Origin of the sequence: Pseudomonas sp. NPDC087185 (assembly GCF_044744955.1) — a bacterium.
Classification (GTDB): domain Bacteria; phylum Pseudomonadota; class Gammaproteobacteria; order Pseudomonadales; family Pseudomonadaceae; genus Aquipseudomonas.
This window is the reverse complement of the sequence record NZ_JBIUZK010000002.1, coordinates 974,648-997,240: the sequence shown is the minus strand read 5'-3', so window position 1 is coordinate 997,240 and position 22,593 is coordinate 974,648. Positions and strand designations below refer to the sequence as shown.

Genomic DNA, 22,593 nt, shown 5'->3' with positions numbered 1-22,593 from the left:
GACATGAAAGTGATGAATTGCCCACTCAACGGGCCGCGCAACATCAGTGAGTTCACCTATGGCGGTGAGTTCAAGCAGATGCCCGATCCGCAGACGTGTACCGATGCCGAATGGGCCGACTACGTGTTCAACAGCGATGACACGCTGGGCGTGGTTTGCGAGTGGTGGATGCACAACCCCTCCAGCTATTGGTTCCTGGCCGAACGCCACACTGGCAGCGATGAGATTCTGCGCACCTTCGATCCCAAAGAGCTGTTCACCACCCGTGTTGAATTCACGACCGCCAAGGAGACCGCGCAATGAGCCGCCTACCCGCTCCCATGGGCTTGTTGATCGACCGCAATCAGCCTCTTCATTTCAGCTTTGATGGCAAAGCATATCAAGGGTTTGCAGGTGACAGCATCGCAAGTGCCCTGCTCGCCAATGGTCGCTTCCTGCTCTCCCGCTCGTTCAAGTATCACCGCCCGCGCGGCCCACTGACCATGGCCGGTCAAGACGCCAATACCCTGGTACAGCTGCCGAGCGAGCCCAACGTCCTGGCGGACACTCACCTGCTGGAAAGTGGTGCGCAGGTGACCGGGCAAAACTTCAACGGCTCTCTGGACAACGACAAAGACGCCTATCTTGGCAAGTTCTCCAAATTCATGCCGGTGGGTTTCTACTACCGCTCGTTCTACAAGCCTAAGGGTGCATGGAAACTATGGGAGCCAATCATTCGCAAAAAGGCCGGACTCGGCGTCTTGGATCTCAAATTCCAGCCCGAGTACTACGACAAGGCCTACCTGTTCGCTGACCTCGCGGTTGTCGGCGCTGGCCCTGCTGGACTGCAGGCGGCACTGACTGCGGCCAATGCAGGCGCAAAGGTGTTGTTGATTGAGCAACAACCCATTCTGGGCGGCTCACTGACCTATGCCCGTTTCGATGTCGAAAACGATCGTGCCGATAGCCTACGCCGCGAGCTGATCAACGCTGTTGAAGGCCACGCCAACATTCAGGTGCTGAAGAAAGCTACGTGCAATGCATGGTTCACCGATAACTATCTGCCGGTGATTCAGGGTAAACGCATGTACAAAGTGCGCGCCACCCAATGCCTGATCGCCAGCGGCTCGTTTGATCAGCCAGTGATTTTCCGCAACAACGATTTGCCCGGGGTGATGCTTAGCAGCGCAGCCCAACGCCTGATGAAACTCTACGCCGTAAAGCCTGGCAAACGCGCAGTGGTACTCACGGGGAACGACGACGGTTACTACGCAGCGCTCGATCTGCACGAGCAAGGTGTTCAGGTTGCAGCGCTGGTGGACATGCGTACCAATCCCGCTGATCGCGCGTTGCTGATCGCGCTGGAAAAGCGCGGAATCCCCTGTCATCTGAACAGCACGGTGTTTGAAGCGCTGCATGAAAAAGGCATGCGCCATGTCAGCGGCGTCGACATCCGCAAGATCACCGGCCTCGGCCAAGTCGCGAACAGCAGCTTGCACCTGGATTGCGATTTGCTCTGCATGTCCGGCGGCTACATGCCGGTCTATCAGTTGCTGTGCCAAGCCGGCGGCAAGCTGTCTTATGACGATCAACTGGCTGAGTTCACCCTTAGCGGCCTGCCGAAGAATCTCAGCGTTGCAGGTTCCGCCCATGGCTTCCACGCACTGGACAACGTGCTCGCTGATGCCACTCGCACAGCCACCGAAATCATTACAGCGCTAGGCCTGGACATCAACGTCAAGCCCCTGCCGCTGCGCCCAGAAGCGCAGGTCAATTTCCCATGGCCGATTTTCCCGCACCCCAAAGGCAAGGACTTTGTCGACTTCGACGAAGATTTACAGGTGCGCGATATCATTAACGCCACGAAGATCGGCTATCGAGATGTACAACTGGTCAAGCGCTACTCCACCGTAGGCATGGGGCCGTCTCAAGGGCGCCACTCAGCCCTGCCGACAGCACGACTGGTGGCCGCGTCCACTCAGCGCAGCGTCAGCGAAACAGGCGTAACCACAGCGCGCCCTCCCTTTGAGGCGGAGAAGCTGGCCCATGTCGCGGGTCGAGCGTTTGACCCGTACCGCCAGACACCCATGCACCGCCGTCATCTGGAAGCCGGCGCAAAAATGATGCCTGCCGGTATCTGGCAGCGCCCTGCCTACTACGGCAAACCGAGCGAGCGGGACAAATGCATGCAGGCCGAGGCGCTGCACGTGCGCCGGAAGGTCGGCATCATCGACGTTTCGACGCTGGGCGGTCTGGACGTGCGCGGCCCTGACGCTGCCGAACTTCTCAACCGCATGTACACCTTCGCATTTCTCAAGCAGCCCGTGGGTCGCTCACGCTACGCGCTGATGACCAACGAACATGGCGTGGTGATCGACGATGGTGTCTGCGCGCGCTTTGCCGAAAACCACTTCTACGTCACTGCCACCACCAGCGGCGTGGATCGAATCTATCAGCAGATGCTCAAGTGGAACGCGCAATGGCGCCTGAACGTCGACATCGCTAACGTCACTGCCGCCATCTCGGCAGTCAACGTAGCGGGGCCCGACTCACGCAAGGTGCTCGAGAAAGTGTGCTCGGATCTTGATCTGTCCGCTGAAGGATTCCCGTACCTGGGCGTTCGCCTGGGCACCGTGGCCGGGATCAAGGCGCGGCTCCTGCGCGTAGGCTTCGTAGGGGAATTGGGTTACGAAATCCACGTACCTGCACGTCATGCGTTGAAGCTTTGGGATGCACTGGTAGAGGCCGGCAAGGCATTCGACATTCGCCCATTTGGTGTCGAGACCCAGCGCCTGCTGCGCCTGGAAAAAGGCCATGTGATCATCAGCCAGGACACCGACGGCATGACCCATCCCAGCGAAATCGACATGGGGTGGGCGGTCAGCCGTAACAAGCCGTTCTTTGTCGGTCGGCGCTCCGTGGACATCCTTGAAGCGCAGCCACAGAAACGCAAGCTGGTGGGCTTCACGCTGCCCAAGACCAGCCCGCAACCGCTCGAGGGCCATCTGGTTCTCAAGGGGCCGGACATCAGCGGCAATGTGACGTCCTGCGAATATTCGCAAAACCTTGATCAGATCATCGGCCTGGCCTACGCCGCCTTTGATCAGAGTACTCCGGGGCAGCAGATTCCGATCCGAGTTGAAGATGGTGTGGTCGTCCAGGCAACCGTCGTAAAGCTCCCCTTCTTCGATCCAGACAACCAGCGCCAGGAGCTCTGACATGTCCAACCTCAATGAAATCGGGCCGGGCCCACTTCAGCAATGTGCGGTGGTCGATCTGACGGGGCTTGCAAGGGTTGGTTTTCGCGGCGCTCAGAGTGGCGAATACCTGCAGTCCCGTGGCTTCAGCCTTCCTGAGAAGCCCAACCAGGCCATTACCCAACCGGACGGTAGCCACGTGGCGCGTCTGTCGCAGACAGAGTATTTGCTCCTGGGCAGCCTGCGAGACAGAGGTGAGCGCATCGCCGATGAAGAAGCTCGCTGGGAGATGGATCATTTGGCCAACTACCTTTTGCCTCGCGAAGACAGCCACGCGTGGATGCAGCTGAGCGGCGCTCACGCAGCTGAAGTCATGGCCAAACTGTGTGGGGTTGATCTACGCAGCGCTGCATTTGCGCATGGCGCCGTTGCACAAACATCGGCTGCAAGGATCAACGTGATCGTCATCAACATCAGTGCTGAATCGCACCCGATCCTTCACATCCTCTGTGATCGCGCTTCGCTCGAGTATTTCAAAGGCGCACTAATGGATGCGATGGCCGAGTTTGATGGACGAGCCCTACAGATCGACGCGCTGTATTAAGTGATACAGATCATGCTGTGCTGACTACGAGCTGAAGCAGACCATTTCCACTGCGGTCGTGGCCGGCACACATGATATCGATTCCCAGATCCCGGAAGAGCAACGAACGATGATCGACGCCCCCGTTAAGGATGCCGACTACAGCGTACCTGCCCTGGCCCGAGGGCTCGCGGTGCTTGGCCTGTTCAACGCTCGAACGCGTAGTCTGAGCATGCAGGAGATCGCCGAGCGATTGAACGTCAGCACCTCGGCGCTGTACCGGATAGTGTTCACGTTGACCGATATGGGTTACTTGAACAAACACAACAGCCAGTACGAGCTCGGAGCCCGAGTCATCAGCGACGGCTTCAGTTACCTCGCCAGCCGTGACATTGTCGATGTCGCCATGCCTCACCTGAATCAATTGCGAGATCGAACTTCTCTCTCCTGCCATTTGGCTGTGCGGGAGAATACGGAAAGCCTGTATGTCTACCGAGCGTTTGCGGCTCAGCGGCTGTCCGTGAACATTCCGGTTGGCACCCGCATCGCATGCCACTGCACGGCGATTGGCCGCATGCTACTCACCGGCCTTGACCAGGTAGAGCTCGCCGCACTTTACCAACACATTCGTTTAGACGATTACCCTGCCCCTGCTCCACGGACTCAGCTCGAGCTGCAAGACATGATCGAGGGTGACAGAGCGCGAGGATGGGTGCTGCATCGTTCGGATTACTCCACCGCGATTGCCATGGCTATCAAAGATCATAGGGGAGAAGTGACGGCTGCAATCAATCTCTCAGGCCCAGATGCCGTAATGGATCCCGAGGGTGCTACGGAGAAATTTGAGGCGCTGCTGCGGGAGTCCAGCAGAAAAATTAGCGCTGATCTTGGATACGTTCATGATCGCTAACTGGGATGACACCTTATGTAGATCACAGTCGGTCAACCCCTTTAGCGTCTCGGCATCAGAACAATCTGCGTGGAAATCCCTAAGGCCCACACCTTATTTTTCCTACCCGAAACAGGAGCTAAGCAATGCCCAAGCTTCCCGCCGCCGACGCCAGTGACGATGAATGGGACGACTTCACCGATGCGCGATGCGACGAGTTGGTGACCTACCTGAGTGAATTCATCCTCGGGCGGTTCACTTACACGTCCAGGTACGTTCAACAGCAGGTTTCCAGCTCGTTCGGGACTGTGGTCAGTCGAACGAAGCAGTTTGACCTCTACTTTCGCCTGTTCGCAAAACCCGACGATATCTACCCAAGAAATTGCCTGGTGATAGCTCGGATTGGCTTCGAACAGCAGCGCGCCGGCCATGGGCAGGCGCTAATCGAGTTTTTGCTGAACCTGGCACCGAAGATTGGCTATCGCTACATCGGGATCGAATGCACGAATGCGACATCATCGGCCTTTGCCGAGCGGCTAGGATTCTCCCCTGTTGACTCGCGTCGACATTGGGTGGGCTCCGTCAGAGCTATACGTAAAACGCTAGGCGACAGTCCGCTTACCTCGGTTTAGCATGATCCACTTAAAGGCCCAAGCGGTCCGCATCGAGATCGACTAGATGAAACCCGCGATCTGACGACTGGAAAAAGAAGAGGATGGCATTGAGATGAAAGGCTATTGGATTATTTTTGGCTCTGAGGTGACTGACGCCGCTGCACAGCAGGAGTATGGACGACTTTGGAAACCCATTGCGCAAAAGTACGGCGCTACTATCAAGTCGCTGGATGGAGGCGTGTTGAAAGAAGCCCGAGAAACTCAGCGTGTCCTGGCGGTAGAATTTGATTCCCTCGCGAAAGCTCAGGCTTGCTATTCTGATCCTGCCTATGTTGAGGCCATGGTCTTTGCCCATAAAGCGTCTCACCGGGAACTGATCATTATTGAGGGCGAATTGGCCTAATCCCTAGAGCCAAGGCTCACAACAGGATGGCAGGAACGTTTATCCCTGGGTCATCTCACGGCTTACATGCTACCGGGAGTGCAGGGAAACCTCTGTGTCTCCCTCATGGCAAGCGACCACAGCTGTCCACCTCTATCGCTGTGGATGAGAAATGGTGTCCACTTATAAAGGTGGACACCATGGCCTTCGGCGGTTGAGTCGGGAAGATGTGATGGCCGGACGCATACGCGGATTACCCCAGACTCACTGCCTCTCCTATGACGGCGCTCAAAGCCAAGCAACGCAAATGGCTGTGGAAGCAACGGCAGTGGCTCACACTCTGCCGGATGCAAACTGTTAAACGAATAGGGGTCACCAGTGTGACCACTCGCGCCAAGGATGACTAGGCGCAGCAACCTTATGTCTTACTTACCAAACAGGGAGGGCCGCTTGGCGGCCCTCCCTAGCACTTATCGCTGCACCTCCATTCCTAGAAGCGCTGCACCGAGGCATTTCCCATGCGCGTCCAGTGCAAGCGACCTGGTGACGCCGCCCCGCAACAAACCCGGCAAGACGAAATTCAAGGCATGTAACTGAGGCATCTCATACCGCCTCACGGGGCCAGCACAGGAATCGCGTAAATGCGCAAACCACGCCTCGACCTTTTCCACCGTGACTTCTCGCACCAAGATGTCATAATCTTCAGGCCGGTAAGCAATCAGAGAGATGTTCGAGGTATCTCCCTTGTCTCCGGTACGGGTATGAGCAAGCTGATGTAGAACAAGTTTCACGGGCTTACCTCCAGGTGAACACGGGGGACTGCAAGGTCGCGGGGTAGGTAAAGACTGGCCACCGCGAGAACTTCACGCACCTGCCTAGTGGCGCCCCCCCCCCCAGCAGGCCCGTTGGTATAGAGCGTCTCGACCTCGTTAGCTAATGCCTGAGCGACTTCTAGTGTCGAGCAGCGTCCGGCGACCCGAAGGCGCACCTCCCATGGCTCTCCCTGCTGGCGATAAGTACTGCCATGCAACGAGTCGACCCCCATCAGCTCGATGCGCAGTTCATCGAGCTTAACACCTGTCAAAGCCATGCGCTTTTCGACAACCTGGCCTGCCAGGCGTGCCCGAGGCACTGCATTAGGGCCACCGTATGAGATCTGACCTTCGCCAATCCAACCATCTCGGTAACCGACCGTAACTTTCAACTGCTTAGGGCGCTCGGTACCACTCGCACCGCTGGCTGAAACCAGATTTGGCCCTTCCTGATCGAAACGAACGGCCGAGAAGTCGGCTGTTACATCCGGGGTGAGATAAGCCTGCGGATCGTGCACTTCATAAAGTAATTGCTCTGTGCAGGTGGCCACATCGAGACGCCCTCCGCTACCATCGACCTTCATAAACCGGGCATGGCCATCAGAGTCAATTTCAGCGAGCGGGAAGCCAAGCCGAGCGAGATCGGGCACTTCCTTCACACCTGGGTCAGCAAAATATCCACCGCTAACTTGCCCGGCACACTCCAGCAGGTGACCGGTCAAGGTTCCGCGCCCGCACCGGAGCCAATCATCCTGCTTCCAGCCAAATGCGTGCACCTGCGGTGCCAGGAATAGCGATGGGTCAGCGACACGTCCGGTGATGACGACATCAGCGTCCAGAGCCAACGCTTCGAGAATACCCTCGACACCCAAATAAGCATTCGCCGACACCATTTTTTCGCCCAGAACGTCCACACTCAAACCATTGTCCAACTTCCAGTCGGGATGCTTACGAAGGACATCAAGAACATCATCGCCTTCTACCGCTGCCACCTTCAGACCATGCAAACCCAACTCGGCAGCAATCGCCAATACCTGACGAGCCCCTGCACGGGGGTTAGCGGCACCCATGTTGGTAATGATTCGTAAGCGGCGATCGTTATTGCGTACAAAGGGCAGTACGGCACGCATGCGCTTGGCAAGCAAAGGGTCATAGCCTGCGTCGGGGTCAGCCAGGCGGGCTTGCTGCGCCAAAGCAATCGTTCGTTCTGCCAGGCACTCAAATACCAGATAATCCAGTTGACCGTATTGGGCCAGCTCAACAGCGGGCTCCAGCCGATCACCGGAATAGCCGGCTCCAGCCCCAATTCGCAAGGTACTCATAATCAAAATACTCCAAGTGCCAGCGCGGTCAGTGTCATCAGCACCGAGGCGGCGAAAAGAAACGGCAGGGTGAAACGCTGGTGGTCAGCAAGATCGATTTTGCACAGCCCCACCAAAAGGAAGGTTGCCGGAGTCAAGGGGCTGACCGGGAAACCCGTTGTGTGCACACCGAGCAAGGACGCTTGAGCTACTTGCACCGGGTCAACCCCCAGCGAACGGCCAACCTCTGCGATCACAGGCATGATGCCGAAGTAGAATGAATCAGGATCAAATAGAAGACTCAATGGCATCGATACGAAACCCACCAAGGCAGGGATCAGCTTGCCGTGGCCTGGCGGGATCTGCTGCACGGCGACTTCGGCCATAGCCTTCAGCATGCCGGTACCCTGCATGATTCCAGTGAACACCCCGGCAGCGAGAAGAATGCTAGCCATCGTCAGCGCGGTCTTGGCGTGGGCATCGATGCGCTCACGCTGCTGGTCTACACGCGGATAGTTGAGGCACAACGCCGCGACCGTACCGAGCATAAACATCACGACAGGGTCGACCCAGCCGGCGATCATGACCGCCATCACCACTATGGTCAGCAAAAGATTGGGCCAGAACATTCGAGGACGGCGCAGGGACTGTTCTTCGGGGGTTAAGACACGTTGCGGGGCGACGACATCATTCCCTGCATGCAGGCCTAGCCGCTTTTCTTCACGCCGCCCCAACCACCAGGCACAGCCGAAGACAAAAAACAGCCCCACTAATTGAACCGGAATCAACGGCTGGAAGAGATCGGCCACCGGTACATGCAAAGCTGCCGAAGAACGAAGCACTGGACCGGTCCACGGTAAGAAATTAACCCCCGCAGCCATTGCAGCTACGCATGCCAACACCCTTCGATCTATTCCGAGTCGGGTATAGAGTGGAAGCATTGCCGGCACCGTAACCAAGAAAGTTACTGCTCCCGAACCGTCCAGGTGCACCAACAAGGCGAGCAAGGCGGTGCCGCAAACGATGCGCGTGGGGCGTGTGCCAACTGCACGGAGGATACGGTCAATGATCGGGTCGAGCATGCCTGCATCTGTCATCACCCCAAAGAACAGGATGGCGAAGATGAACATACCCACCACCGGTGCGACGTTCTTAATACCCGTGAGAATGAAGCCGCTGGTCTGCAGACCAAACCCAGCAAGCAACGCAGCCACAATTGGAAATGCGATGAGCGCTACGAGAGGCGATATCCGCTTGCTCATAACCGCGACAAGCAGAGACAGAATGGTGATGACGCCGTAAAGGGCGAGCATAGGAAACTCCGGCATTGTTTTTTTTGTTGTCCCGAGTATCTGAAACGAATGGCAGTGATGTAAATTGCAATTTCATCATAGGCACATTCAAAAAAACAAAATGAAGAATGCACTGCAGCACATACGCGCCTTCGTCACGATTGCTCAACACGGCAATTTCGCACGGGCTGCTGACGAGCTTCACTTATCCCCCTCAGCGCTTACCGTTCAGATGCGCCAGCTCGAAGGTTGGCTAGGCGTATCGTTACTAGACCGGAGCCCTCGGCACGTGGCGCTCACCGCAGCTGGCCGCGAAGCTTTACCGGCCATGGAGAAGCTGCTTCTGGACCTGGGTAATATCGTCAATGCCAGCCAAGGCCTCGCTGCTGCAAGCCGAGGCGTGGTCACAGTTGCCGCCCTCCCGTCGTTGTGTGCGGGTGTACTACCTGAGCGGTTGGCCCTATTTCATCGTGAGTACCCAGGGATTGAGATTCGCCTGCGAGACTTGGTATCTGAGCGCATCACCGAGCGGGTTCGCGATGGTGATGTCGACTTCGGAATTGGTGTTCGATCGCGACTGGGACACGGGCTAGATTTCGCACCGTTGGTAGAGGATCGGCTGTGCCTCTTCATGCCCATCGAACACCCATTAGCCATTGGCGAGCTGACTCTCGCCGACCTGGATAACCAAGAGATGATTCTAACGGGGCGTGACAGCAGCGTGCGGGCTCAAATCGAACAGGTTTTTCACAACAGAGGTCTGACGTTGCGACCTGTTTTGGAGGCGAACTATATGTCCACAGTTCTCGGCTTAGTACGTAATGGGCTGGGGATTGCGTTGCTGCCAGAGTCGGCAAGTAACGAGGATCAGAGATTGGTGAGAAGACACCTGGATGAGCCAGGTCTGAAGCGGGAGCTGGGAGTGATAACTCGCTCCGAGTCCAGCCTGTCACCCGCAGCATTGCGCTTAGTGGATTGCCTGAAGGGGATCACTTTGTAACGTTTCAACAGCGACAGCAGAGGGGTGAGCAGCACACTGTGGGATCTGACATGGATGCGGCAGGCTCGCGACATTCAAATAATGACGACCCTGGAGTTTTCCACGCCTCAAGCGAGACATCTCCAAGGTCATTGTCACCCTGGCTAGGCTTCTATCGCTGGGATTGCAACCCGATTTTGTCAATCCACTCTGCCACAGTGTCGCCGCTGCTCATCAACGGCATGATCAACCCGTCAATCATGAACGTAGGAGAGACGTGAATCCCGTTTTGGCGGGCATATTTGCACTGCCATTTGATCGAGTGCTCAAGCTCAGCATTCGCGAACGCCTCTCTCAAGGCGATACCACTGTAGATCTCGATCCTGCGAATGATGTCGTTGGGAGTGGCATCAAGATTTGGCCCTCCAGCATGATGCTCAAACTCAAACTCCTCTCTGTGCCGAGCAACAGAATTCATCACCGCCTTGGCGCTTTCCTTGCCGTCCGGAAGCGATGCCGCCGCTAAAATGCATCGCACTACCACGCCCGAAAACATGTGCCAAGGTTGCGACTGCAGTCGGATTTTAAGCGTCAGGGCGTCCTCGCCCGCTTCGGTGAGCAATTCATCAAACTTGTAAAAAGCTCTCACCGAAAAGGGACAGGTAGGTTCGAGGAAAACCTCAAGAGTACGTGGGCCATGACCCCATGAAAGCGTATCTAGATGCATACCATCGATATCCTGATGTGTGGGATTAATACTGGACGCCACGGGTTAATCCACCATCGACAAGCAAGGTGGTACCGGTGATGAAGCTTGCTGCAGGACTGGCCAGGAATACCGTCGCGTTCGCGACCTCTTCCGGAGTGGCCATTCTACCCAAGGGATTAGCAGCAAGACACTCAGCGAAGGCACGGGGATCGTTACGCTCGATTTTTCCCCATACACCGTCCGCAAAGTACACGTTACCTGGTGCGACCGTATTCACTCTGATGCCATCCCCAGCATGTCGCACCGACAGGGTCTTACCATAATGCGTCAGTGCCGCTTTTAACACTCCATATGGTTCAGCGAAGCGATCAATCTCCCTTCCTGACACACTTGATACGAGAACCACAGAGGCAGCATCTGATCCAGCCAGGAAGGGCAGACTCGCATTGACCATGTTGACCGATCCCAATATGTCAATCTCAAACGCCTTGCGCCATGTTTCGATGCCACCACCACCGGCCAAAGCGCTCACATTGGGAACGACAATGTCGATGCCTCCCAGTAGCTTTGCACTATCGGTTACCCATTGCGCTACTTGGGATGCATCCTGGACGTCCACAACGAAACCCCGGGCTTTTCCATCCAACGCCTGCTCTGCAGCCAGAACACCTGCTTCACCACGCGCACAAAAACTGACCTGAGCACCTTCTTGCAGGAAGGCTTCGACGATCGCTCGACCAATGCCGCGTGATCCACCACTGACCAGAACAGATTTGCCTTGTAATTGAAGGTCCATATGTCACACCTCTGCTGTTGTTGGAGACACTGTACTGACCGAAGCTACGATTTAGAGCCCACACTAGGAAAACGAAGGCGAGATTCGACATTGTCGAACGCCCCCGCATGCGACAGACTATGAGGCAAGCATCAGACGAGATTCTTCACGTGACTAAGCGCAGCCGGCATATCCAATCAGTGGAAAGAGCTATGGCTCTGCTGGAACAGTTGAATGCTAATCCTCATGGCACAGGCCTGGCGGAGCTCTGCAGATACACCGGGTTAGGCAAGAGCACTGCCCATGGGCTCCTAAGCACACTTGTCGACCTTGGCTACGTCTCGAATGTCGGGAGTGAATACAGTCCTGGCGCACGGATTCGTTCGCTCTCCCCCGACCGGGTCGATGCTGCAGAAGCAATTAGAGATCTCTTCGCTCCGGCCCTGCATGCATTCAATGAAATCTGCCAGCGAGACAGCTTCCTGGCCATTCCTAGCGGCACCCGGTCATACCTCACCCTTGGTGCCCTAGACAGTTCTGGCAGAGCGTTTTCTACTCATGCCGATATTCGAAGAGATGCCATCAGGACATCGGCAATCGGGAAGATCTTCCTGGCCCACGATCCAGCCTTCATACGTCGTGTTCGCCGGAATGCCCCGCTTGAGCGGCATCTCGAAAACGAGCTGAACAACGTATGCGACTTTGGGTACGCGCTGGATGAAGGCTCCTCACGCCAAGGGCTCCATTGCATGGCGATTCCGCTTCGATACCAAGGCGCATTCGTGGGTGCGCTAGGCATCAGTGGATATGCGGCGTATATGGAGTCAGGCTGGATGAAAGTGAAAGCCAAACGAGCGCTGCGCGAACTCGGAGCGATGGTTTCTCTCTGAGCAAGGAAGTGTGCAGCCAGCTGAACGAATGCGGCGAAACACCAGCTGCGCGCACCTAGCCCCCGATCAGCAGCCCGATCAGCCTCAGCTTAAGCCACAGCGCATAATTACTTCGCCAGTAGGCGCTCATACACTGACTCAAAGGCAGCGCTTCAAGGATCGCTGGCAGACCTCTCTTGCAGCAGCTTCAGCCCGGCTGCGGTGTATGCCAGGCGTAGCGATCGCTCGTTGAGACTGACGGAGCGCGCTGGCGACGCAGTCATTGAAGTTGCCAAGAATCAATAGCCGGGCTGCTTCTATCGGTAGGCCTGCTTTGACGAACCACTCTTGCATGTCATGAGCCAAAAAGTAGAGCCAGCCGCTCATGCACCCCGCGACCAATGAGGACATAGCCCTGATTTGACAATGGATCAAGAGAGTGAGCCCAGTGGTGTCCATCGAACCACTGGGCCAATCTCTGTCTTAGAACGATGCGACTGGCGAACCGATTAAGCTCTCGTCTGGATGAATACCCAGGCCAGGCCCAGATGGAACCTCAATATAGCCTCGCTCGATTTTTATCCCATTTTCAGGATCGTAATTGCCTTCGATGTATGGGGCTGCAACCCAAACGCCCTCTAGGAGATTTGGTGCAACGGTTGCTCCCATGTGGACGCATGCAGCCGCGAGAATATCGCCGCCCCATGCGTCGTCGCAGGTATGAGGAAGGCTACGAATTGCGCATATATCCCTGATTGCCCTCATCGGATGAAGGCCACCCAGATGAGTGACTTTGAGACCAAAGCCGTCCACGAGACCAGAACCGGCTGCAGAAACAGCGTTTGTCAGGTTGATGGTGTTTTCATCCATGTAAATCGGATGCTGGATAACCGATCGCAAAGTACGAAGGTCATCAATGTTCTGGCAGGGTTGCTCGAGAACAAATGGTACGTCCGCACAGGCACGGCTAAGGTGCAAGGCATCTCGAGTCAAAAGACCACGGTTAGCATCCAAAACGAGTCGTACGTTCCGGCCCTTGATGGTTTCCCAAACCTTTCTAACGGTGGCGATGTCCTCACTCACATCGCGGCCACCCACCTTCAATTGAAGTCTTGGGTACCCTTCATCACATTTCTCTGCCGCCTTGATAGCAGCATCCTCGGGACTTGAGATGTTGAGTGCGTAGTAGGAAGGAACACGATTGGTCAGCGCGCCGCCAAGCAAGTCTGCAACCCTGAGCTTGAGATGCTTACCTAGCAGATCGTGGATAGCGATATCAATCGCAGCCTTGGCATAGTGGTTACCTGTGAGCAGTTCACTCATCCGACGGTGCACATGGAGCGGCAAAACCGATGTGCCGATCAAGCCTTGGCTGAGCTCAGAAAGCGCTGCAGGTGCCCCCGCTGCAAATGACTCGTTGTAAGTCGAACCGACAGGGCACGTTTCGCCCCAGCCCACCAACCCGTTGTCAGATACCACCTTAACCAGTGTGGATTTAAGAGCCCACACGGTGGAATGAGACATTTTGTAAGGCCCGTTGAGTACAGGCAGATCCACTTGATATATATGAATTTGCGCGACTTTCATTTTTTACCCTGCTTATTCTTGAAGATTAAGTAAATATGAAAACTTGTCGAACACCTCATGAATCATATCAAGTCAAATTGAGGAGGCACCAACACTAGCTTGCCGGTATGCCGTTTCTGTACGAAATCATCTTGCGCCTCAGCAATTTCGCGCAAAGGGTATACTTTGCTGACAACTGGACGGATTTTTCCCTCTTCGATATATTTGATTACGTTGTCAAAAATCAGATCGTCCTGGAAAGTCCCCCCAAAGAACGACAGATCTTTGAGATAGAGCGTTCGTAGATCCAGCTCTACCATCGGGCCGGCAATAGCACCCGATACGGCGTAGCGGCCACCGATCTTTAGAACTTTGAGCAAAGCAGGCCAATCCGGCCCTCCAACGATATCCAGGACGACAGAAACGCTTTTTTCCCCAAGTTTCCCTACGATATCCTCTCCTCGATCCACTACCTCGTCGGCACCCAGCTCAAGGATTTGGTGACGCTTCGCATTGGAGGCGATGGCAATAACGCGTGCGCCTCTGCATTTAGCCAACTGAACAGCAGCCGACCCAACGCCTCCTCCCGCACCTGTGATCAACACAGTGTCCTGGCTGGTAACGCTTGCACGGTGGAGCATCAACTCAGCCGTTGAATAGGAGCAAGGGATCGAAGCCAAATCACTATCGGCCCAATCACAATCAACTGCCCAGGTGTCACCCGCCGGTGCGACGGCGTATTGGGCAAACCCGCCGTCGCACTCAGACCCAAACGTCCAACATTCGTAGGGGCGGCGACCGACAGGCTCTCGTAGCATGTTGCGAACCAGTACCCGCTCACCGACCCGCTGTGGATCAACACCCTCCCCTACAGCAACGATGTAGCCGCAGCAATCTGCGCCCTGAATCAAAGGAAACTGCAGCGGAACGCCCGACCAAGAAGCATCTTCGCTATCCACTTCACTGAATCCGGCCTTACTACCACTTTCAGTATCAGCGGTAATGCCTTTCGAATACCAGCCGATGCGTGTGTTGATATCGGTGTTATTAACTGCAGTAGCACCCACACGGATAAGCACTTGCTCAGGGCCGGGAGATGGCACAGGAACATCTGTTCGGTACTCTAATTTCTCGGCTCCACCGTACCCGGTTAACAAAACGGCGTGCATGGTTTCTGGAATATCTTTAGACATCTTTAACCCTCCGTATGTGAACTACAATCGTCATAAGCCACTTTCAATTTCGCATGATTCAGACAAAGAATCTGTCTCAATCTACTGCTGCAGATCTCGAGCGCTCACCTTTTATGACCATACTGATCCCAACAGCACTGATCGCCAGCCCAAGGAACATCAGAGCAGATAACGGCTCACCGAACATTGCCCAGGCCCAAATCAGCGTTACCGCGGGACTCAAATAAAGAGCACTCGCAACCCGGGTTGGAGATGTGCGATGCAAGCACACCCAATAAAGCCCGTAGCCGCCCAGTGTTGAAACTAGCGCAGTCCAAATAACGCTAGATGCAAAACCTGCGTTGTAGATTGGAGCCAACCCGGAGTCGAAACCAACAACAACTCCGAAGATGACAGCTGACACCGCGCATTGAAGCCATAAGCTGGCGAGCATGCCCATCTTGGGCGCATCAGAGCTGTGATTTCGCCATACAGTTGCCACTGCGAGAGACAACATGCCTAGAAGTGGGAGTAAGTTAGCCCACAGAGGCGCCTCGCCGTAGCCAAACGCATCATGGGTCACCAGCAACACCCCAACAAGCCCAACGCCCAGTCCCATCCAACCCTTCTTGGACAAGCTCAGTTGGCCAAGCGCAAAAGCCAGCACTGCAGTACCGATCGGCAGCAGATCAGCGAAAAGTGCCGCAAGCCCTGCGGGAACGCCTAAAGAGATGCCATAAACAACCCCACCGAGATAACCGGCCATGGCAAGCATGCCGATGCCCCCCTGGCGACATAAGGTACTGAAATTTGTGGTTCTGAGATCTTTCCAGACCAACGGAAGGATGAACAATGAGAGCAGAAAGCAGCGCCAAAACACCACCAAAAAAGGTGGTGCGTAATCAATCGAAAAGCGTGCGCCAACAAAACCCGAGCTCCAGGCAATCACCATTGCAGCCTCCAAAAGTGGAACAGGCAAAAGCAACAGCCAGCTGGAACGGGGGAGTACAGCGGGTACTTCGATCGACATCGAGGACTCTCCTAGACAATGACTCGAGAGTAGCCAGAACCGCAAATTTAATAAATCAAAATTAAATTAACCTGTTCTTCACGATTCCTGAATGACCGAAATGGAGGGTAGGATGACGGGCAATGGGGCGCTTAGGCGGCAAGCAGGCTCTCAGCCGATAGAGGGCACCTTTACGTGACGGCTGATGACGAATGATGATCCCGCTAGCCATCTGTGGAGTGGCTCCAGCCGCGCGCTGGTTCAGCACTATGAAACCTTGGATGGTAGAGCACGTATGTCCCTATCCACCCAAAGCTTCGGTTTGTAAAAATCCGCCGACCATTAGGGTGCCGGCGGCCAGGTCACTACAGATTGAGATTTTCTCTCAACGTGGAACCCGAATATTGGGACTTAACCAGGCCTCGCCGCTGAAGTTCAGGGACGACAAGATTGGTAAAGTCATCGAAACCGCCCGGCAGGTACGGCGGAGAGATAATGAATCCATCTGCCTGTCCGTCTTTATGACAGTACTCTAGGAAGTCGGCGATTTGCGTCGGCGTGCCCACTATTTGAGGTACGAACATCCCCTCACCATACAGCTGACCAATTTCTGAAAGAGTGAGGTCATCGGTTCCTGCCATTTGCTTTGCAACCTGTAGCGTACCAACAACACCACCAGAGCCCGGTATATCCATAAATTTCTGAGAGAGATCGAATCCAGATAAATCGATATCTAAATGCGACGATAGTGTAATTAATCCGGCGATGGGATCAACCAAAGCATTGTGCCTATCTTTTTTCTCCTGAGCCGATGCTTCGGTCTCTGCCACAAATGGCATAAAGGCAGGAAAGACCTTTAGTGAATCTGGATCACGTCCGAACTCAGATAGGAGCTCTTTCATAGCTTTGTATTTTTTACGACGCCCAGCCTCTGTAGGATCGATAACGAACACTAACTCAGCCCATTTTGCCGCAAATTCCATTCCTTGAGCTGATGCCCCAGCCTGCATGAATACTGGCCGTCCTTGGGGGCTGTGGGGCACCGTCAGCGGCCCTTCACAAGTGATCCACTTACCCGTGAACTTTACAGATTTCACTTTGTCCGCATCGGCAAAGCGTTGACCCTCCTTGTCAAACAGCAACGCATCAGGATCCCAGCTTTCCCAAAGTTTTACAGACGCCTCTACAAATTCATGCGCACGCTCGTAACGGGATTGCCTATCCAAATGCTGATCAAATCCAAAATTCCGGGCTTCAGCATCATTTATGGAAGTAACAATATTCCAGGCAATTCTCCCCTTGCTGAGATGATCCAACGTAGCAAAAACTCTTGCCAAATCGAAGGGAGATGAATAGGTAGTAGACTTTGTCACCCCTAATCCCAAATTCTGAGTTACACCTGCCATTACCAGGGCGGCATAGGTGGGCTCGAGGGCAGCCACAAACTGCACGCCCTTTTCCACCGAATGTCGGTAAGAACCACCATACTTAGCATGGGCTGCCAGGTTGTCTGCGAAGAAAGCGAAATCAAAGCAAGCAGCCTCAAGGTTTCTGGCGATGCCTTGGTAGAACTCTGGTGTCAAAAAACCATTCGTTGCCGCCGAGTGCTTCCAAGCTCCATCGCTATGGATAGTCGGCGATGTATTAAGATATGCAGCCAAATGAAATTGATGAGCCATTAGACACCCTGAAACCTTTAAAATACGTTGGAAATTTTCTTAGTGATCCGATCCATCAGAATCGCAAGAATAACGACTGCAAAACCCGCTTGTATGCCTTTACCGATCTGGAGACGAGAAATGGCTCGAATGATCTCATCACCCAAACCACCAGCACCGATCATGGAAGCCACAATAACCATGGCGAGACACATCATCGTGCACTGATTAACACCAACCATGATCGTTTTAAAAGCAAGTGGAAGTTTTATCAAAAACAAAAGTTGAAGGCGAGTAGCGCCCAATGAGTGGCCAGCCTCTACGGCCTCTTTATCCACGGTCGCGAGACCGTGCGCTGCAAATCGGATGGGGAGCGGCATTGCAAAAAAAACAGTTGCAATGACAGCAGGAACATTACCCACGCCGAAAAACAATACCGCTGGTACCAATAATACAAATGAAGGCATTGTTTGCATAAAATCAAGAATCGGCTCACTCCATTTACGCAGCCTCTCCGACTCAGAAATTAATGCACCAATAGGTATCCCAATCAAGAGCGAAAAGAAAATGGATGACAACACTAATGACAACGTCACCATTGACGGAGCCCAAAGTTCTAGGACTTCAATAATACCAAGCCCGGCAGCTGCCAGAAGAGCTAGCCCGATACCACCTCTCCAAAGCGCAAAAATTGTTGTAATCGCAATCAATGCCCAAGGGGGTGTAGAGGAAAGAACATGCGCAACCGAATCGGTTACAGCTCCAACAGCTGCAGAGACACCTGCGAAGATGAAGCTAAAATTTTCATTGAGATAATTTGCAAAATTATCAATAGACGTGCTCACTGATGTCGAAATACTCATTTTATCCTCGACTAAAAACACTTGAAATTTCGACTTCGACAACATAATCAAGCGTTGGCAGGTTCTACTGCATCTATGGCTTTAGTCGAAGAGCTGATGTGCTTCAAGAGGGATACTGGAGTGATAGCCCCATAAAACCGACCATCAGGCTCAACCACCGCAATCAATTCCCGCCACTCACTATTTAGATTAAGTATTTCTGAAATTGGGGTATCTAGCCCAACGGTGACATAATTCTCACCTGAATGCCACTTATTGAATAGTTTCCGCTCAGAGTCTATGCGAGAGCCACTCACCACCCCCAGCATTGAGTTGCCTTTATCAACCAGAACAGTAGAATCTGACCGATAGGCTTGCTCGCGCCCAGGCATAATCAATACCGTTTTATCCACAGCATCCTTGGCAGTTCCAACCCCGAAACCATTAACCGACTTAAAGAAATTGCGCACGTATTCATTGGCCGGTGTATTCCGGATTTCCCTTATGTCTCCATGCTGAACAACCTTGCCATCTTTCAAAATGGCAATTTCATCACCTAGAATAATTGCTTCGTTAGGATCATGGGTAACGAAAACAATAGTCTTATTGTAAAGACGCTGCAGACGTAGTAGCTCCTGCTGCATCTCAACACGAATCAAGGGGTCAAGGGCGCTGAAGGGTTCATCCATTAACAGAATCGGTGTATCCATAACCAACGCACGGGCAATCCCCACACGCTGTTGCATTCCACCACTAAGTTCGGAAGGCTTATGGTTTTCCCATCCCGCTAACCCCACCTGCTGGATCACCTCGAGCGCCTTTACTTGCCGCTCAGCCTTAGAAAATTTTGAGATCCTTAACCCAAGAGCAACGTTATCCAAGATGGTGAGATGAGGGAGCAATGCGAAATGCTGAAACACCATGCCAACTGTAGAGTTACGAAGAGACCTTAGATTCCTAGAGGTCAGTTGAGTGACATCCTGCCCGTCGATATAAATTTTTCCAGAGCTAGGCTCTACTAACCTATTGATGCAACGCAGCAGTGTGGATTTACCACTACCAGACAAGCCCATCAAAACGAAGATTTTACCTCGCGGGATTGATAGGCTTACCCCATCAAGTGCCGGTCTTTTATTGGCTCCTAGCATAGCCTTGCTCTTCAGCGGATGCAAAAACCCTAAACGTTTAACTTTGTCATAATCTTTGGAAATTTTTTCAATGCGAATGTAAACATCACGCTGCATAATTCACCTCTGCGCCGGCTTGGCTAGATCTCTAGCGGTATCACGAAAGCCAGCTCTCAATAACTTCCGGATTAGCTACGGTCTTGATCCACTTATCTGCAGCATCTTCCGGCTTCATCCCTTCGTCAATCCACCCCATGACCAAGGCAACATCAGAATTATCCATCCAGAACTTCCCAAAGAAGCCCGCTGCACGAGGGAAGTTTTCTTTAAGGCTCAATGAAACCGAGTGAAAGTTAAAATAAGGCTCCTTCATCATGATATTTTTTGGATCATCGAGGTAACGCAGCTTTACTTGATTCCAAAGGGAGTCAGGCTCCCAGCAAGTGGCTACCACCCACTCATTACGGCTCACAGCGCGACGCACGAGGGATTGCATGGATGCAACGCTACTAGGCAATAGCGAGACGTTAAGACCGTAAGCAGCAATGGCCTGTTCCGCTGTGCTCATGATGCCCGCTCCGGCCTCAATCCCAATCAGACGGCCACCGATTTTATCTAGAACCTGGTTGATTTCTTCGATTGACTTGATTGGTACATATTCAGGGACTGCAAAACCTTGAGTCATTGGCCCCTGGGCCTTGCCGGCAATCTTTAGATATTTGCTATTCGCAGCCACCATGTCTGCCATGCCTCCTCGAAACTCGCCTTTGAACGCGCCCTCACCCTCCAGGTAGGTCGTAGAGTAGACGTCTGCCTTGCCAGTCTTGATGGCTGTGAAAGCGATGGCCGGATCCAGGGGCATAAGGCTGACTTCGTAGCCGAAGCGCTCTCTAAGGAGCTGAGCACCGATATAAGCCTGTCCGGCAGCATTAGCCCAACCTGCGGTGTACGAATAAACAAGGGCCTTGCTCGCACCACTTGCCCGTACAGCAAATGGGAGTGATGCGGCAGCTGCCGCAGCGCCTGCGACCTGTATGAGTTTTCTGCGGGTGATGAGGTGTTTTTCAGATGACATCTGCGTCAAGTCCTGGGGAAATGGCTCTATGCGTGCACCACGGGGAGAGCCTCAGTGGGTCAATGGCGCCATCCTATACCGATCAGTCAAGTTCAGGATATACTGTCTGCTCATAAGCATATTTGTTTTAAATCTAGCAAGTAGCCATCTAATCATGTTAACTAGAAAAAGGCTCTAGGGATTTCTGCCAAATGAATAAAACAGATCGGACAAAAAACATAAAGATTGGGCGGGAAAACGAGATCAAGGCGCGCGACCTAATACTTTCAGCTGCAGACAAAGTATTTTACAGCGAGGGCATAAGGGCTGTAGGAGTCGACAGGCTTTGTCAAGAAGCAGGGGTTGCGAAAGCGACACTCTACAACAACTTTAAAAACAAGGATGACATTGTCGTTTCATACCTGAATGCTAGGCATGAAAAAGTCATATCAACATTATCAGAGACAACCGCGGAACCGGACTGGAAAAAAAGGATATTGCATTTATTTGATCTGCTTGATGAAAAAGCATCGACACCTACATTTCGCGGCTGTGCTTTTTTGCTGGCAGCTTCAGAATATCCAGAGTCCGACGAAGTCCTGGCTGCAGCTCAAAACCATAAGCGAGCGATTAGAGAGCTGATAGCCTCCCATATTCCATCGCAGGTTGAAAACCGCCTATCGATTGCCCTACAAATTGCCGCCCTCTACGATGGAGCCTTAGCCTTCATAACCATTAACAAAGACTCATCAATTATTAAAATTACAGGCAGCGCTGCGCACGTAATTCTCAATAATTGCAAATATAACGCCTAGCTCAAGGAAATCCGATGGCAAGCTACAACACTCTTATTACTACAGAACAACTTGAAGGCATAATTGGAAACGTTTTCGTATTCGATACTCGCTTTGACCTGACCGATCCAGAACTTGGAGAACGCGCGTTCAAGAAGGCACATATTCCAGGTGCGCAATATCTTCATCTCGACCATGATCTCAGTGGCGCGAAGAATGGACGGAATGGTCGGCATCCACTCCCCTCTCCTGAGGTCTTTGAAAATCGATTAAGAGCGCTGGGGTTAAATTATCGTCAGCAAGTCGTCGTCTACGATGACCAGGGTGGAATTTTTGCAGCCCGGGCGTGGTGGCTTCTGCGATCTCTCGGACACACCGAAGTAGCGGTGTTAAATGGCGGGCTGAGTGCCTGGCTGTCGGCTGGCAAACCGATCGCGGGAATGACCCAAGAGGCTTCGCTCGGTACCTTCATCCGTAGGGGCTCAGCCAACACTACTATCGACTATTCAGAGCTTTACAATGACATCACTGGGCAGCGCCTACTGACAGTTGTCGACGCACGTTCCCCGCAGCGATTCGCTGGGCAAAATGAAACCCTGGATGCAAAGGCAGGACATATCCCAGGAGCGCTAAATCGTTTTTACATGGAGAATCTGGACTCACAAGGATTCTTCAAGCCTAGCTCTCAGCTATCCCAGGAATTTTCCGATCTGCTCGGTTCCAGGCCGAAAAGCTCAATCGTTCATCAGTGTGGTTCTGGGGTAACCGCCTGTCACAACATACTAGCGATGGAAGTAGCAGGACTTGGCGCACCCCGGCTCTACGCAGGATCCTGGAGTGAGTGGTCTAGCCTTCCCGGCTCGCCAGTCGAAGCAGATGGATAACTTCCCATCAGAGTGGCCTGCTGCGGTATCCAGCTGAGCCTGGGCAAGTACCCAGGCTCAAAACTGGCGATGTGGGGAAAAAGCGCGCTAGGTAGCGCCTGAAGCA

Annotated in this window: 22 protein-coding genes; 10 read left to right on the top strand and 12 right to left on the bottom strand. The window is 53.6% G+C overall.

Annotation, left to right across the window (positions count from 1 at the left end):
* Positions 1 to 3 precede the first annotated feature (3 nt).
* The 6 genes from ACIPIJ_RS10180 to ACIPIJ_RS10155 all read left to right on the top strand — a co-directional run bounded on the left by ACIPIJ_RS10180 (position 4) and on the right by ACIPIJ_RS10155 (position 5,665).
* Positions 4 to 303: a sarcosine oxidase subunit delta gene (locus ACIPIJ_RS10180; RefSeq protein WP_003251157.1), complete on the top strand. Its 300-nt coding sequence runs from the start codon at positions 4 to 6 to the stop codon at positions 301 to 303.
* Positions 300 to 3,197: a 2Fe-2S iron-sulfur cluster-binding protein gene (locus tag ACIPIJ_RS10175; protein WP_401075632.1), complete on the top strand. Its 2,898-nt coding sequence runs from the start codon at positions 300 to 302 to the stop codon at positions 3,195 to 3,197. Before ACIPIJ_RS10180 ends, ACIPIJ_RS10175 begins: the two co-directional genes overlap by 4 nt.
* A 1-nt stretch (position 3,198) precedes the next feature.
* The gene (locus ACIPIJ_RS10170; RefSeq protein WP_401075630.1) at positions 3,199 to 3,780 is read left to right on the top strand and encodes a sarcosine oxidase subunit gamma; all 582 of its coding nucleotides are present in this window, start codon (positions 3,199 to 3,201) and stop codon (positions 3,778 to 3,780) included.
* 109 nt (positions 3,781 to 3,889) lie between these two features.
* Complete coding sequence (locus ACIPIJ_RS10165) at positions 3,890 to 4,669, top strand: IclR family transcriptional regulator (protein ID WP_401075627.1); 780 nt, start codon at positions 3,890 to 3,892, stop codon at positions 4,667 to 4,669.
* A gap of 125 nt (positions 4,670 to 4,794) precedes the next feature.
* Positions 4,795 to 5,280 carry a hypothetical protein gene (locus ACIPIJ_RS10160; RefSeq protein ID WP_401075625.1) on the top strand — a complete coding sequence of 162 codons (486 nt, stop codon included), beginning with the start codon at positions 4,795 to 4,797 and terminating at the stop codon, positions 5,278 to 5,280.
* 94 nt (positions 5,281 to 5,374) lie between these two features.
* The gene (locus ACIPIJ_RS10155; RefSeq protein ID WP_401075623.1) at positions 5,375 to 5,665 is read left to right on the top strand and encodes a DUF1330 domain-containing protein; all 291 of its coding nucleotides are present in this window, start codon (positions 5,375 to 5,377) and stop codon (positions 5,663 to 5,665) included.
* 449 nt (positions 5,666 to 6,114) lie between these two features.
* Here the strand turns inward: ACIPIJ_RS10155 and ACIPIJ_RS10150 are convergent, their stop codons facing one another.
* From ACIPIJ_RS10150 to ACIPIJ_RS10140, 3 genes are read right to left on the bottom strand one after another with little or no spacing between them, the layout of a single operon-like run.
* A complete protein-coding gene (locus tag ACIPIJ_RS10150; RefSeq protein ID WP_401075620.1) occupies positions 6,115 to 6,435 on the bottom strand; it encodes a hypothetical protein in 321 nt (106 codons plus the stop codon).
* Positions 6,432 to 7,778: an acyclic terpene utilization AtuA family protein gene (locus tag ACIPIJ_RS10145; protein WP_401075617.1), complete on the bottom strand. Its 1,347-nt coding sequence runs from the start codon at positions 7,776 to 7,778 to the stop codon at positions 6,432 to 6,434. Before ACIPIJ_RS10145 ends, ACIPIJ_RS10150 begins: the two co-directional genes overlap by 4 nt.
* A gap of 2 nt (positions 7,779 to 7,780) precedes the next feature.
* The gene (locus ACIPIJ_RS10140; protein ID WP_401075795.1) at positions 7,781 to 9,109 is read right to left on the bottom strand and encodes a CitMHS family transporter; all 1,329 of its coding nucleotides are present in this window, start codon (positions 9,107 to 9,109) and stop codon (positions 7,781 to 7,783) included.
* 61 nt (positions 9,110 to 9,170) lie between these two features.
* Here ACIPIJ_RS10140 and ACIPIJ_RS10135 point away from each other — a divergent pair, with 61 nt between their 5' ends.
* Positions 9,171 to 10,049 carry a LysR substrate-binding domain-containing protein gene (locus tag ACIPIJ_RS10135; protein WP_401075615.1) on the top strand — a complete coding sequence of 293 codons (879 nt, stop codon included), beginning with the start codon at positions 9,171 to 9,173 and terminating at the stop codon, positions 10,047 to 10,049.
* A gap of 151 nt (positions 10,050 to 10,200) precedes the next feature.
* Here the strand turns inward: ACIPIJ_RS10135 and ACIPIJ_RS10130 are convergent, their stop codons facing one another.
* Both ACIPIJ_RS10130 and ACIPIJ_RS10125 read right to left on the bottom strand, forming a co-directional pair.
* Positions 10,201 to 10,755: a DsbA family protein gene (locus ACIPIJ_RS10130; protein WP_401075792.1), complete on the bottom strand. Its 555-nt coding sequence runs from the start codon at positions 10,753 to 10,755 to the stop codon at positions 10,201 to 10,203.
* Positions 10,756 to 10,780: 25 nt separating this feature from the next.
* Positions 10,781 to 11,533 (bottom strand): SDR family NAD(P)-dependent oxidoreductase, encoded by a 753-nt coding sequence (locus tag ACIPIJ_RS10125; RefSeq protein ID WP_401075613.1) that lies wholly within the window; start codon positions 11,531 to 11,533, stop codon positions 10,781 to 10,783.
* Between the two features lie 107 nt (positions 11,534 to 11,640).
* On the opposite strand from ACIPIJ_RS10125, the gene ACIPIJ_RS10120 reads away from it, so the two are divergent.
* Positions 11,641 to 12,402 carry an IclR family transcriptional regulator gene (locus tag ACIPIJ_RS10120; RefSeq protein WP_401075610.1) on the top strand — a complete coding sequence of 254 codons (762 nt, stop codon included), beginning with the start codon at positions 11,641 to 11,643 and terminating at the stop codon, positions 12,400 to 12,402.
* Between the two features lie 462 nt (positions 12,403 to 12,864).
* Here the strand turns inward: ACIPIJ_RS10120 and ACIPIJ_RS10115 are convergent, their stop codons facing one another.
* The 7 genes from ACIPIJ_RS10115 to ACIPIJ_RS10085 all read right to left on the bottom strand — a co-directional run bounded on the left by ACIPIJ_RS10115 (position 12,865) and on the right by ACIPIJ_RS10085 (position 20,830).
* Positions 12,865 to 13,968: a mandelate racemase/muconate lactonizing enzyme family protein gene (locus ACIPIJ_RS10115; RefSeq protein WP_401075608.1), complete on the bottom strand. Its 1,104-nt coding sequence runs from the start codon at positions 13,966 to 13,968 to the stop codon at positions 12,865 to 12,867.
* Positions 13,969 to 14,030: 62 nt separating this feature from the next.
* Positions 14,031 to 15,140 (bottom strand): alcohol dehydrogenase family protein, encoded by a 1,110-nt coding sequence (locus ACIPIJ_RS10110; protein WP_401075606.1) that lies wholly within the window; start codon positions 15,138 to 15,140, stop codon positions 14,031 to 14,033.
* Between the two features lie 76 nt (positions 15,141 to 15,216).
* The gene (locus tag ACIPIJ_RS10105; protein WP_401075604.1) at positions 15,217 to 16,149 is read right to left on the bottom strand and encodes a DMT family transporter; all 933 of its coding nucleotides are present in this window, start codon (positions 16,147 to 16,149) and stop codon (positions 15,217 to 15,219) included.
* Positions 16,150 to 16,493: 344 nt separating this feature from the next.
* Entirely contained in the window at positions 16,494 to 17,807 is a 1,314-nt protein-coding gene (locus tag ACIPIJ_RS10100) for an NtaA/DmoA family FMN-dependent monooxygenase (RefSeq protein ID WP_401075601.1), read from the bottom strand.
* A 17-nt stretch (positions 17,808 to 17,824) separates the two neighbouring features.
* Positions 17,825 to 18,649 (bottom strand): ABC transporter permease, encoded by an 825-nt coding sequence (locus tag ACIPIJ_RS10095; protein ID WP_401075598.1) that lies wholly within the window; start codon positions 18,647 to 18,649, stop codon positions 17,825 to 17,827.
* Positions 18,650 to 18,696: 47 nt separating this feature from the next.
* A complete protein-coding gene (locus tag ACIPIJ_RS10090; protein ID WP_401075596.1) occupies positions 18,697 to 19,872 on the bottom strand; it encodes a glycine betaine/L-proline ABC transporter ATP-binding protein in 1,176 nt (391 codons plus the stop codon).
* Positions 19,873 to 19,912: 40 nt separating this feature from the next.
* Positions 19,913 to 20,830, bottom strand: coding sequence for a glycine betaine ABC transporter substrate-binding protein (locus tag ACIPIJ_RS10085; protein ID WP_401075594.1), 918 nt, complete (start codon positions 20,828 to 20,830; stop codon positions 19,913 to 19,915).
* A 191-nt stretch (positions 20,831 to 21,021) separates the two neighbouring features.
* On the opposite strand from ACIPIJ_RS10085, the gene ACIPIJ_RS10080 reads away from it, so the two are divergent.
* Together ACIPIJ_RS10080 and ACIPIJ_RS10075 are read left to right on the top strand one after the other, a co-directional pair.
* Entirely contained in the window at positions 21,022 to 21,624 is a 603-nt protein-coding gene (locus tag ACIPIJ_RS10080; RefSeq protein WP_401075591.1) for a TetR/AcrR family transcriptional regulator, read from the top strand.
* 14 nt (positions 21,625 to 21,638) lie between these two features.
* Entirely contained in the window at positions 21,639 to 22,487 is an 849-nt protein-coding gene (locus ACIPIJ_RS10075) for a sulfurtransferase (protein ID WP_401075588.1), read from the top strand.
* Positions 22,488 to 22,593: the final 106 nt, after the last annotated feature.